The organism is Streptomyces sp. NPDC006602 (genome assembly GCF_042870385.1).
In the GTDB taxonomy this organism is placed as follows: domain Bacteria; phylum Actinomycetota; class Actinomycetes; order Streptomycetales; family Streptomycetaceae; genus Streptomyces.
Genome location: NZ_JBIAHG010000002.1, coordinates 634671 through 647059 on the forward strand (window position 1 = coordinate 634671; position 12389 = coordinate 647059).

The following is a 12389-nucleotide window of genomic DNA, read 5'->3' on the forward strand; positions in this document are numbered from 1 at the left end:
CGACTCACTTCCGAAGCCGTGGGGCCCGGGGTCGCGCTTCCGGGCACTTGACAGGGAAATCGTGAGGAGTGAACGACAAATGCTCAACTGTTTGGAGAATTCGGCGACTGATCGCCGAAATCCGGCCTTCTGATCGGCAGCCCGTCTCATCACCCGCATCTCCGGGTCCTGGCCACGAGACGGACTGCTCGGACGTCACCGGACAACGTCGGCGTCCGCTGATCACAAGTCGGCCACATGGCCCTTTCCGGTACCCCGGCCGTCGGCGCGGCCCGCGAAGACTGCTCCCCGCACACTGCGCGAGGCGCCCGCCTCGCCGCTCGGATCGAGGGAGACCATGTCCAGGACCCATCTCGCACACGGGTCGTTGACGTCACTGGTGGCGGCTCTCGCGCTGCTGACGGCCGGCTGCTCGGAAACGGCCGACGGCGCGGAAGCCGTCGGCTGCCGCGAGAACGACGGCTGGTCGGCGAAGCAGCAGGCTCAGTGGCTGCGCCCCACCGCGTCGTTCCCAGAGGCCACGGCCGCCGAGAAGGCCGGCGAGAGCGCGGCTGACGAGGACGCGGCCGTCGTGATCCACCCGCGCGACACCGCGGACGGCGGGCAGCTGTGCGAACCGGTCACCGTGCAGGTCGAGTTCTGGGAGCTCACCGCCACGACAGCGGGCACGGACATGACGTCCGTGCTGCGCTACCAACTGGCCACTGACGGAACCGAGGACCGGGCCATCGGCCTCCCTCCGGGCCTGTCCGCCAAAGAGCGCGGCGCCTGCACGGGCGTCCTCATGGCGGTGTACGCGGGCGCGCGCCTGACCGAGGCCGAACTGCCCAAGGAGATCGACCACTTGACTTCCACGGCGACCACGGGCGTGGAGTTCGGCACCGACCGGATCAGCGCGTACAAGCTGGTTCCCCCACCGGATCGGGAACAGTGCAACGCGGACCGGCAGCCCACGACCACCCCTCCCGCCACGCCGCTCCCATGGCCCAGAGACCATCCATGACCGGCGCGTACGTCGAGACACTGCACTGGTCGGCAACGTGCGGCACGTGTACCGGCAGCAGACGAAGGGGCGTCGTCACCCACGGGCCGGCTCCTCTGTAGGCACGGTCGGCGAGGACTGGGATGTCTTGGCGTTCGCAGATCCGGATGATCCGGTGGGTGCGGGCCACGGTCAAGTCGTGCGCGCGGCCGGGCAGTGCGGGTGAGATCCACAGCAGCCGGCCACAAGGATCGGTTACCAACGCTGCCGGCAGGCTGATCACCGCGGTGGTGCAAGCGTGGGCGGTGCCCACCGAGACACCGAAGCGACCGGATACAGTGCGCGGGACGGCAGCCTGGTTTGTGAGGGGAAGCGTGACCGACACCAGCGACACCCGACCCGCCGACAGTGAAGCGCCAGCGCCGCGGCAGAGCCGACTGCTCCGCCTGATGCGCTACATCCCCCTGATCGCCCCCGTACTTCTGTGGACCGTGCCCTGCTGGGTCCTCCTGTACACCGGCCAGCACTGGCCGCTGCCCGTCACGCTGGTCGGCACCGCCCTGTTCGTCCTCGGCCTCGTCGGTATGCCGCTCGCGATGGTGCGCGGCCACGGCCGACGTCAGAAGGACCGGGCGGCGATCGTCGGTGACACCCTGCTGGGCACGAGCTGGGTTCTGTTCACCTGGTCCGTTCTGCTCGGCGTCTTCTTGCGGCTCGCCCTGACCGCGGCCGGCGTCGGCGAGAGTCAGGACCGGGCCCGAATCGTCACTTGGGCCGTCCTCGGCATAACCGCCGTACTACTCGCCTGGGGGTACGCCGAGGCCCGCCGCGTGCCACGCGTGCGCCGACTCGACGTACAACTCCCACGGCTGGGTGCCGGATTGGACGGCACCCGCGTCGTCCTCATCACCGACACCCACTACGGTCCCCTCGACCGCGCCCGCTGGTCGGCACGGGTGTGCGAGACCGTGAACACCCTGGAAGCCGACCTGGTCTGCCACACCGGTGACATCGCGGACGGCACGGCCGAACGCCGCCGCGCCCAGGCCGCCCCCCTCGCAACCGTGCGGGCCACCCGGGCCCGGGTATACGTCACCGGCAACCACGAGTACTACAGCGAGGCCCAGGGCTGGGTCGACCTGATGGACGAGCTGGGCTGGGAGCCCCTGCGCAACCGCCATCTGCTGCTCGAACGCGGAGGCGACGCCCTCGTGGTCGCCGGCGTGGATGACGTCACCGCCGAGTCCTCCGGCCTGGCAGGCCACCGCGCCCACCTCGCCGGAGCCTTGAACGGCGCCAACCCCGACCTGCCCGTCCTGCTCTTGGCACACCAGCCCAAGTTCATCGACCGGGCGGCAGCTGCCGGCATCGACCTCCAGCTCTCCGGCCACACCCACGGCGGCCAGATCTGGCCCTTCCACCACCTGGTCCGCATCGACCAGCCCGCCCTCGCCGGCCTCAGCCACCACGGCCCCCGCACCCTCCTGTACACCAGCCGCGGCACCGGCTTCTGGGGCCCGCCGTTCCGTGTCTTCGCCCCCAGCGAGATCACCCTGCTCGTGCTCCGCTCCCCGCACCTGCCCACCTCGATGTAGCACTCGACGGGCCGACACGTCCGCTTGGAGCAGGCCACGAGCCGAGGGATGCGGCGTCGACAGATGACCAGGGCCGTCTCGCTGAGGACAAGATCCGGACCATTCCCGGGCCGACGGCTCCAACGAGCCCTGACCAGGGCAGATGCCCGTCAGGCGCCCTTCTCGGCGCACATCTGAGCGGTGAGTCGAAACACGCCCTTACTCCCGATATGTCCCACCCCCATCCCAGCTCTGACCAGCAGTTCCGGGTAACGGGATACCGGCGTGGCGCAGGTCGTAGGGCCGCTTCGCCGGCTCCAGGCGTGCTCGTCGCCGACGGCCCGTGCGGTGGGCGCCGGTGCCGGGGCGGGCTGTCGCCCCGGCACCGGCGCGTCACTCCTCGTCGCGCAGCCGGGCCGCCAGGGAGATCAGTGGCTCTGTCTCCTCCCTGTGGCCCAAGGCGGTCAGGCGGGAGACCGCTGCGTCGAGGCGGGTGAGGGCGGGGGCGGGGCGTTCCAGGTAGATGCCCTCCACGGCGCCGGCGAGGCGGACGCACTCGGCCCACTCTCCCGCGCGGCCGTCCTCCGACCCCGGTTCGCCGAGCAGGGCGAGGGCCTTCTCCAGCGCGGCGAGGGCGTCCTCGTACTCGCCGGCGTAGGCGTTGACCCGCCCGTGTTCGTAGGCCAGGGCCGAGTCCAGGGCACGGTCGTGGGCCTCGTACTCGGCGGCGCGGGCCTCGTCGGCGATCCGGCCGGCGTCGGCGAGGAAGGTGCGGGCGTCGGCCAGGCCGTCGGCGCCCTGCTGCTGGGCCTGGAGGCGGGCGAGTTCGCGCAGGCAGTTGCTGAGCTGCTCGTAGCGTGGGGCCCGGGCGTGGGCGGCGATCGCCTGGTCCGCCGCCTCGCGGGCCCGGCCGAACTCGCCGGACTCGCCGAGGAGTACGGCCGTCTCCGCGGCGATCATGGCGTGGCTCCCCGGGTCGTCGTCCCAGCCGGCCGACTCGGCCGCGAGGGCGACGAACTCCGCCGTGGCGGCCTTGAGGTCCTCCCCCGCGTGCAGCGCGCGGGCGCGGGTCAGGCGCAGCTGAGCCACGATCCGGTCGTCCAGCTCTCCGGCGGCGACGTCCGGTTCGGCCAGCAGGGAGTCGAGCAGAGCGATGCAGTCCTCGACGCGGCCCAGGTCGAGGCTGAGCTGGGCCGCGTTGCTGTAGGCGCAGAACGCGTCCGTCCGGCTGCCGCGGCGAAGTTCCAGCTCGGCGGAGCGCGTCAGGTGTCGCAGGGCCTCGTCGGGGCGCCCCAGGTGCATGCAGGCCTGGGCCAGATCACCGTGAAGGCGGGCGGTGTCGACTGCGTCGGCCGGCCAGTCGCCGGCCAGTCGCAGGCCTTCGGTCAGGTCGGCGTGCGCGGTCCGCGCGTCCTGGAGACCGAGTTGGAGCCGGCCGCGCAGTCCCAGCGTGCGGGGCAGGTGCCAGGCGGGGCCGTGCGCCTTCAGCCGCTCGACGATGGCGTCGATCTCGGTGACCGCGGCGGGCAGGTCGCCGGAGATGGCGTACGTGCTGGCCCGCAGCAGCAGGGCGCCGGAGATCTGCCCGACGACGTCGTGCCGCGAGGCGAAGGCGTGCAGCACGTCCACCTCGGCGAGGACCGGCGCGACGTGTTCCTCGCTCCCCGACGTCTGCAGGCGCAGGGCGAGCGCGGTCGCCCGCAACCGAAGCAGGCGGGCCTCCTGGTACGGGGCGAGGCCGGGCGTCTCCTCGTGCAGGCGGACCATGGAGGTGTGGGCGGCGGTCAGCGCGGCGGCCTTCGCCTCGGCTCCGTCGGCGCCCTGCGCGGGGGTCTCGGCGGTGGCGAGCAGGGCGCAGGCGCGGGCGAGCGCCGCGTGACCCGGCGCCCCGGCGGCGTCGTACAGGGCCGAGGCCTCCTCGTGGAGGTCGGCGGCGTCGGCGAACTCGTCCTTCTCGCCCGCCCGGCTCGCCTCGTCGGCCAGCAGGTCCGCGCGCAGGTGTACGAGCGGGCCCACGGCCGGGTCGTCGGGGTGGGTGTAGTCGCGGGCGGCGACGAGCGTGCGCAGCCGCGCCCAGCAGGCTCGTGCGTCCGGGTGCCCCTCCTCCTCCAACGCCCTTGCTCTCAGGATCAGTTCGGGCAGCGAGTCGGGGACGGTGGCGGACGTGCGGGAGGCGGGCGCGGTGACCGGGGCATCCGGGGCCACGTCGTCGAGGCTGCGGGAGCGCAGGGTCAGTTCCAGCGACTCCAGGAGCGGGGCACGGTCGAGGCGGGCCTTGCGGCGGTCGGCGTGGGTCGTGGTTCCGTTGCGGGCATCGAAGCGGGCGGCGAGGTCGTCGGCACGGCCGCGCACCTCGGTGCGCAGGCCGGCCACCGTCCAGGTGCGGCCCGCGTATCCGGCGGCGGGCAGCTCGCCGTGACCGAGGAACTCGACGCGCTGGAGGAGGACCTCCACGCCGGTGAGGAAGCCGAGCAGGTCCAGCGGCGAGTCGACCTCGTCGAACAGGTTCCGGTTCTCGGCGAGCAGTTCCAGGCCGCGCGCCTCGTTGCCGGTCAGCGCGCAGAACTCCAGGTGCCTGCTGACCTCCTGGGACCTCGAGGGGTTGCGGCGGCAGCCGCGGTAGCCGGCGAGGTGCAGTTCGCGGGCCCGGTCGGTGCGGCCGGTGCGCAGCAGGGGAAGCAGTGCGTACGAGACGGAGCGGGTCGGCTCCTCCTGGCAGGATTCCTTCCCTGCCAGGACGGGCTCCCAGGTGCGCAGCGCCCGCTCGTCGTCGCCCGCCGCGAGGTGGTACAGGGCGCGCTCGCAGATCTCGCAGGCCTCGCAGTCGCTGAGCCTGGTGCGGGTGCGGCCCGCCCACAGCTCGTAGGCGAGGGTGGTGTCCTCGCCGACGTGGGCGGCGAGCTGGTACGCCTGTCCGTAGTAGGGCTGGAGGTCGAGGTCGGCCTTCTGGTACCGGTCGCGCATCTCGGTGAGCCACTGACGCAGGCTGGCCAGCGGTATCTCGGGCAGCTGGCGCAGGGCGTGGGCCACCCACTTGAACCGCCAGAACAGCATGTGGCGCAGGCGGTCGTCGAAGACGTCGGGCTGCTCGTCGAAGAGGGTGAGCAGGCGGGCGAAGACGACGGGCGATTTCCGGGGTTCGGAGCCGTAGGTGTACGCCTCCTGGAGTTCGAGGAGCGCGTGGATGAGCGGCACGGGCTCCGCGAACTGCTCGGCGGCGTCGACGAGTTCCTCGGCGGTGACGGTGCGGGTACGGCCGTAGGGGCGCCGGTCGTTCTCCTTGAGCGCCTGGTACAGCTCGTCCGTGCTCTGGGGATGGGGTGCGGTCGTCATCGTCAGCTGTCCTTGCGGAGGGCGTGGGCGAGGAGGTCGAGGAAGGAGCGGTTGATGAGGCTCGATTCGGAGGGCCTCAGCGGGCGCCGGGACAGCATCGCGGCCTGCCCGTAGAGGGCTTCGGCGCTGGTGCGGGCCAGCTCGGGCTCGTCGATGGTGACGGCGGTGCGGACCAGCGGGTTGAGCTGGTTGAGGATCAGCTGGGCTCGCGGGGCCTCCTGCCGCAGGGCACCGAGGATGTCGCCCCATATTCCGCCCTCCTGCTCACGGGCGAGCTGGGAGCGGGTGCGCTCGTGCCGCGCCTCGCGACTGTCGACGAGGAGGGCGGGGGCGGAGGCCGGCTGGAAGGTGCGCAGCGCTACGTCGCAGTCGAAGACGGCGAGGGCGTCGCGGGCCTGGGCGAGGTAGGCCGCGGCGGCCAGTTCCGTCTCGCGGTCGACGGGGTCGAGGTGGGCGGTGAGAGTCGCCGGGTCGAGATCGGCGACGGTGGCCTCGGGCCTGATCTCGGGCAGCCGGTGGACCAGTTCGCGGTCGTAGGTGTAGCCGCCGTTGACGACGCCGAGCCCGGCGGCCGAGGCGATCGCCGCGACCTGCCGGAACTCCTCCACGCTCGACGTCACGAGCACGGTGCGGTGGGTGCGCGCGAACTCGTCGAGGGTGGTGTGCCCGTCGGTGGTCTCGAACGGCAGCCAGGGCAGCAGCATGCGCAGGATCTCGTCGTCGTGCACCGCGAGCGACTTCACGGCCAGGTGGTGGGCCTGGAGGAAGCGGGCCAGCAGGTCCGGGTCGCTGGCGGCGGCTCGGGCGATCCACGCGCGCAGCCGCTCGGCGAGGGCATCGCGGACGGCGGCGAGCGTGTCGTCCTCGTACAGGGACTCGCGGGACGCCGTCGGGCGCAGGCTCTCGGCGTCGACGACGCAGCGGACGAAGAAGGCCCAGTCGGGCAGGATCTCCTCGGCCCGCTCGGACAGCAGCATGCCCTTGACGTGCACGCGGTGGCCGTGCCGGCGCCCGGCCGGCACCGCCTCGGGCAGCACGCACGCGATGCCCTTCAGACCCACGGCCGGCAGGTCCAGCTCGATGGTGTCCAGCGGCTTGAACCCGAAGACCTCCTCGCCGTACGCGGCCAGCGCACGGGAACGGGATCCCGGTGTGGGATACGTACGTGCCCAGGGCGCGGGCTCGGGGTTCACGGACGCCCCCGGACCGCCCGGACCGTCCGAGCCGCCCGTGCCGTCGTCGAAGGTCACCGGGTGGCGCAGCAGGGAGCCGAAGTGCCGGGCCAGCGCGTGCACCTGCGCCGGGGAGGTCCACTCGCCCGCGTCGGCGCGCGGCGTCAGGGTGACGGTGGTGCCGGGCTGTGGGCGGGCGGAGGCGGGCAGGGTGCGGACGGTGTAGCTTCCGTCGCCGCGTCCCCGCCACTCCACGGCGGGTGCGTCTGGGGTGCGGGCGGAGCGGCTCAGGACGTGGATCTCGTCCGCGACCAGGAAGCAGGAGAGCAGGCCGATGCCGAACTGGCCGATGAAGTCGCCGCGTTGTTCGGCGATACGCTCTGCGCGCTTGCTGCTGCGGCCGATCGTGGCGAGGAATGTGTGCACGTCGGCCTCGGTGAGACCGACGCCGTCGTCCTCGACGCGTACCACCGAGCCATCGGCGTACAGGCGGATACCCAAGGCGGGTGCGGCCGGTTCGAGGCTGTGCCGGGCGGTCAGCGCGTCCACCGCGTTCTGCATCAGTTCACGCAGGTAGACGCGGGGGCTGGAGTAGAGGTGGTGGGAGAGGAGGTCGACGAGGCCGCGCAGATCCACCTGGAAAGTGCGGTCGGCAGCGGTGTCGGGCAGAGTCATCGGGCAGTCCGGAGGTGGAGGGGCGACGGGTGGCGGGCAGGCGGCACCGGGGCCGGCGGGTACTCAGGCACGGCGGTGGTGGCGGGCGAACTGCTTCTCGGGCTCACCGAAGTAGGTCCAGGGCCACTTGGTGTAGGCGCCGTCCAGCGTTCGGAAGACACGCTTGACCGTGTGGCGCTCACCGGCCAGCGACAGGGCCATGGCGAAGATGTTGAAGTCCTCCTGCCAGCCCAGCGGCCACTCGTAGGCGGGGTGCAGGATGCTGAGGTCCGCCGCTTCCCGCAACTGCGCCTGGATCTCGGAGGTTTCGAGATAGTCCCCCCGGTCCGACTCGACCCACTCCTCGATGTACGCCATGGCGATCACGCAGCCGAGGCGGTGCCCGTGCGGGGCACGGGCAGCCGCCTCCTGGGCGAACGCCAGGGCCTGGCCCGGCTCGCCGCCCCAGCGGGGTTGCAGCTGCGACACCCACTCGATGTGGGTCTCCAGGTCCAGCGGATCACGGCGCAGGGCGGCGTCGAGCCTGGTCTCGTTGACGGCGGTGCCCAGCGACATGCCGCGACCGGAGGTGAGGAGACGGCGCCACGGTGTGACCCATTCCGGCCGCAACTCGGCGGCTTCGAGCAGCTGCTCCTCGGCGATGTGGAGCCGCTCGTGGAAGACGCGCCACTGCTCCTGCGTGACGTTCACGGCACGCTCGGCGGTGCGTGCCTCCCAGCCCCAGTTGATGTGACGCGTCCCGGATATCAGCAGGGCCGTCGCCCGGTGCTCCTTGTCCTCCTCGACCGCCCGGCCGATCCAGTCCTGCACACCGTCCAAGTCGGCCAGCTCACCGAGGACTTGGTGGTCGCGGCCGAGGTCGAAGGGAGCCAGCGCCGCCTTGACCGCCTCCCAGTCACCTGCGTCGGCCGCCTCGACCAGCGCGAGCACCCGCGCGTCTCCGAGTGCGCGCAGCTTGTACACGCCGTTCTTCTGCCTGCGCGGGACAGGAAGTGCCTGCGGATCCGCCACCGGTCTCTCCGCACCCCTGCCGAACAGCTTGCCGAACATGCCGCGTCCTCCCCTGGTCCCCGCGTGATCGTCCGGGGCAGCATAAACGGCCCCACCGACACCACTTCCACAGGGCTTTCACCGGCGCTTCACGGGCCCGGTCCGGTTCCCCGTCGCCCCTCCCGGTCCCCGCCGGCACCTCTGTGCCTCCGGCTCGGGACCGAGCTGTGGTGGGTCTGGCGGCCGAGCAGTGTGCCGCGGCCCCCCTGGACACAAGCACCGTACGGCCGGGCACGCCTGACCAGGCGGCAGGCCGCCCGGCGCTGTCGCGGACGGCCTGCTCCGGCTGCGGTTTTCGCTGTCAGGTCCTGGAGTCGGCCGGCGTGTGGCCGACTGAGCCTGCCGTGGGCGTCCGAAGGCGTCAGGACTCGGGGGATTGCTCGAGCATCGCGAGGGTCAGGACGCTGCCGCCGATGCCCCAGCCGCCATCGGTGACCTCTTCGACGAGGACCATGGTGTTGGCGCGGGCCCGTTCACCGTATATCTCGACGTAGAGCTCGGTGGTGCGGGTGACGATCTTCTCCTTCTGCTTCTCGTCGAGGGTGCCGGCGGGGACCTTGAAGTTGGCGAACGGCATCGTGATTCTCTCTTCTTGGGAGGGGATTACAGGGTGCTGCCTGCGGTGAGCAGGGTTGCGTAGAGTTCGTCGTAGGCGGCGGGTCGGTGTCGGCGGGTGCGCCGGCGTGGAGGAAGGGTCGTGCAGGTCGGCGTCATGGAGTCAGATGATGCCGCCGTTGGCGCGGATGACCTGGCCGTTGACCCAGTGGCCGGCCGGTGAGGCGAGGAAGGCGACGACCTCGGCGATGTCGGCGGGGGTGCCGAGGCGTTCCAGCGGGGGCTGGGCGGCCAGGCGGGCGATGGTCTCCTCGTCCTTGCCCTCGAGGAACAGGTCGGTGGCGGTGGGGCCGGGGGCGACGGCGTTGACGGTGACGTCCCGGCCGCGCAGCTCGCGGGCGAGGATCATCGTGAGCGCTTCGATGGCACCCTTGCCGGCGCTGTAGGCGCCGTAGCCGGGAAAGGCCAGGCCCACCACGGAAGTCGAGAAGGTGACCATCGCCCCGCCCCTGCGGATCTTCCGTGCGGTCTGCTGGGCCACCACGAAGCTCCCGCGGATGTTGGTGCGGTGGACCTCGTCCAGCTTCGCCAGGTCAAGGTCGGCTATCGGGGCCAGGTACATTCGGCCGGCCGCGTGGACGACGACGTCGACTCCGCCGAACTCCGACTCGGCGGTGTCGAACAGCGCGGCGACCTGCTGCTCGTCGGCGACGTCGGCCTGTACGGCGACCGCCCGGCCGCCTGCCGCGGTGACCTCCTTGACGGCGGCCTCGGCCAGCTCACGGTTGCCCGCGTACCCGACCACGACGGCGAATCCGTCGGCGGCCAGCCGGCTCACGGTCTCGCGGCCGATACCGCGGGAGCCCCCGGTGACGATGGCGACGCGGGGCTGGTCCGCCGGGTGGTTGAGCGCGGCGCGAGGCGTCGCGGTTTCTTGGGTCGACATGGAGACTCCTGCGAAGAATCGAGAGATGCCGGATACGGGATGCCACGACGGGCGGATCGTGGCGGGGGGCGTCGGTGTGGTCACCGGCTGCCCCCTGCTTGCGTCTCCAGCGTGGGCCGGTGCCGCCGCGCCGGCCAGGGCTGTCTCTACCCAGGGGTTGCCACCCCCTGGCTCAGGACGCCGGTGCGCGTCACGATGAGGAGCGTGAACCACTCAGCACTCGCCGCGTTCCTGAAGTCCCGGCGTGCCCTCATCCGCCCGTCCGACGTCGGGCTGCCCACTGGTCCGCGGCGCCGGGTGCCCGGACTGCGACGCGAGGAAGTCTCCCAGCTGGCGGGCCTGTCCGCCGACTACTACACCGAACTGGAACGTGGCCGCGGCAGCCAGCCCTCGGCTCAGGTGCTGGCCGCCCTCGCCCGGGCGCTGCGTCTGAACGGCGACGAGCGGGACCACCTGTTCCATCTCGCCGGCCGTCGCGTCCCCCCGGCCGCGCATGGCCCGACCGCGCATGTGCAGCCGGCTCTGCTCGGCCTGCTGGACCAGCTCACGAGCACTCCCGCCCAGGTCATCACCGACCTGCACCAAACACTGGTGCAGAACCACCTGGCTGCCGCGCTCGTCGGCCGGCCCCCGGCGGTGCGCGGCCCCGAAGCGAGCTTCGTCTACCGCTGGTTCACCGACCGCGACGCCCGCGGCATCTACCCGGCCGAGGACCACCCCCACCACTCGCGGGTCTTCGTCGCCGACCTCCAGGCGGTCGCCGCACGGCGTGACAGCGACACCGAGGTGCATCAGATGGTGGCCGCGCTGCGACGGCGCAGCCAGGAGTTCGCCGACCTGTGGGACACCCACGATGTCGCCCTCCGCCGGACCGACCACAAGCGCATCGTGCACGCCACGCTGGGCGTCATCGAGCTGGACTGCCACAGCCTGTTCAGCGAGGACGGACGCCAGCGCCTGCTGTGGTTCAGCGCCCCTCCCGGCACCGAAGGCGCGGCCCAGCTGCAGCTTCTCTCCGTCATCGGCACCCAGGACATGACTACCGGCGCGAAGGAACTCGGGCAGCCACAGGCCTGAGTCCGACGAGCCTAGGAGTATCGCGGCCACCTTGCGTCGCTGCGTCGGATGTGATGCGGGGCTACCGTCGAAGGCATGGACAGCGACAACCTGCTGGGACAGTTTCTGCGAGCTCGTCGCGGCCTTGTGCAACCCGAGGAGCAGGGCGTGCCCGTGACCGGCCACCGCCGTGTGGCGGGCCTGCGCCGGGAGGAGGTCGCCATGCTGGCCGGGCTGAGCACCGACTATTACGTGCGCCTGGAACAGGGACGTGAGAGGAACCCCTCGGTGCAGGTGGTCGACGCGCTGGCCCGGGCACTGTTGCTGGACGACGACGCGATCGCCCATCTGCACCGGCTGGCCCGGCCTGTGCCGGGACGTTCCCGCAAGGGCGCCCGGCGTCAGCGGGTGAGTCCCGTTCTGCTGCAGATGATGAACAGCTGGACCGGCACACCTGCCGTGATTCTGGGGCGTTGTATGGACGTGCTGGCGCACAACGCCCTGGGCGGCGCCCTGTTCGCCGGCCACACCTACAGCGGTGACCTGATGCGGCTCGTCTTCCTCGACCCCGACGCCCGGGATTTCTACCCGGACTGGGACCGGGTCGCCGCCAACACGGTCGGCGGCCTGCGCGAGGCAGCGGGAACCGACTACGACGATCCGCGGATGATCGAGCTGGTGGGCGAGTTGTCGCTCAAGAGCGAGGCGTTCCGCAGGTTGTGGTCGCGTCATGACATCCGCCAGAAGAGGCATGAGACCAAACGCTTCCGGCACCCGGTCGTCGGGGAACTCACGCTGGACTACGAGTCCTTGACCATCAACAGCGCGCCGGGGCAACAACTCGTCGTCTACCAGGCCGAGTCCGGCAGTCCCTCCGCCCACGCGCTGTCGCTGCTCGGCAGCCTCACCGCGACGGAGTCGGCGCACGCTTCGGACTCCGCGCAGCAGGACATCGCCACCGGCGACTGAACCCACTCCGGCCGTTCCATTCCCTGAATCCACTCCGGCCGTTCCATCCCGCCAAGTCCCCGCGCGCGAACGCCGTG

The 12389-nt window shown here is 71.7% G+C and carries 9 protein-coding genes and 1 pseudogene; 4 read left to right on the plus strand and 6 right to left on the minus strand.

Annotated elements, in window-relative coordinates; all coding sequences use genetic code 11:
- The first annotated feature begins 337 nt into the window (after window positions 1–337).
- Window positions 338–1003, plus strand: coding sequence for a hypothetical protein (locus tag ACFYO2_RS07560; protein ID WP_388345435.1), 666 nt, complete (start codon window positions 338–340; stop codon window positions 1001–1003).
- Between the two features lie 52 nt (window positions 1004–1055).
- Here ACFYO2_RS07560 and ACFYO2_RS07565 read toward each other — a convergent pair.
- Window positions 1056–1241, minus strand: a pseudogene (locus ACFYO2_RS07565) (transposase family protein); the annotation flags it as partial.
- Window positions 1242–1356: 115 nt separating this feature from the next.
- Here ACFYO2_RS07565 and ACFYO2_RS07570 point away from each other — a divergent pair.
- Window positions 1357–2577 (plus strand): metallophosphoesterase, encoded by a 1221-nt coding sequence (locus ACFYO2_RS07570; RefSeq protein WP_388345438.1) that lies wholly within the window; start codon window positions 1357–1359, stop codon window positions 2575–2577.
- Between the two features lie 372 nt (window positions 2578–2949).
- On the opposite strand, the gene ACFYO2_RS07575 is transcribed toward ACFYO2_RS07570, so the two are convergent.
- From ACFYO2_RS07575 to ACFYO2_RS07595, 5 genes are all read right to left on the minus strand, one after another.
- Window positions 2950–5889, minus strand: coding sequence for a hypothetical protein (locus ACFYO2_RS07575; protein ID WP_388345440.1), 2940 nt, complete (start codon window positions 5887–5889; stop codon window positions 2950–2952).
- A gap of 2 nt (window positions 5890–5891) precedes the next feature.
- Window positions 5892–7736, minus strand: coding sequence for an HSP90 family protein (locus ACFYO2_RS07580; protein ID WP_388345443.1), 1845 nt, complete (start codon window positions 7734–7736; stop codon window positions 5892–5894).
- 63 nt (window positions 7737–7799) lie between these two features.
- Window positions 7800–8786 (minus strand): hypothetical protein, encoded by a 987-nt coding sequence (locus ACFYO2_RS07585; protein WP_388345446.1) that lies wholly within the window; start codon window positions 8784–8786, stop codon window positions 7800–7802.
- Between the two features lie 361 nt (window positions 8787–9147).
- Window positions 9148–9363: a tautomerase family protein gene (locus tag ACFYO2_RS07590; RefSeq protein ID WP_388345449.1), complete on the minus strand. Its 216-nt coding sequence runs from the start codon at window positions 9361–9363 to the stop codon at window positions 9148–9150.
- A 141-nt stretch (window positions 9364–9504) separates the two neighbouring features.
- The gene (locus ACFYO2_RS07595) at window positions 9505–10287 is read right to left on the minus strand and encodes an SDR family oxidoreductase (protein ID WP_388345452.1); all 783 of its coding nucleotides are present in this window, start codon (window positions 10285–10287) and stop codon (window positions 9505–9507) included.
- 204 nt (window positions 10288–10491) lie between these two features.
- Here ACFYO2_RS07595 and ACFYO2_RS07600 point away from each other — a divergent pair, with 204 nt between their 5' ends.
- Together ACFYO2_RS07600 and ACFYO2_RS07605 are read left to right on the plus strand one after the other, a co-directional pair.
- The gene (locus ACFYO2_RS07600) at window positions 10492–11364 is read left to right on the plus strand and encodes a helix-turn-helix domain-containing protein (RefSeq protein ID WP_388345454.1); all 873 of its coding nucleotides are present in this window, start codon (window positions 10492–10494) and stop codon (window positions 11362–11364) included.
- Window positions 11365–11439: 75 nt separating this feature from the next.
- Entirely contained in the window at window positions 11440–12312 is an 873-nt protein-coding gene (locus tag ACFYO2_RS07605; RefSeq protein ID WP_388345457.1) for a helix-turn-helix transcriptional regulator, read from the plus strand.
- Window positions 12313–12389 lie beyond the last annotated feature (77 nt).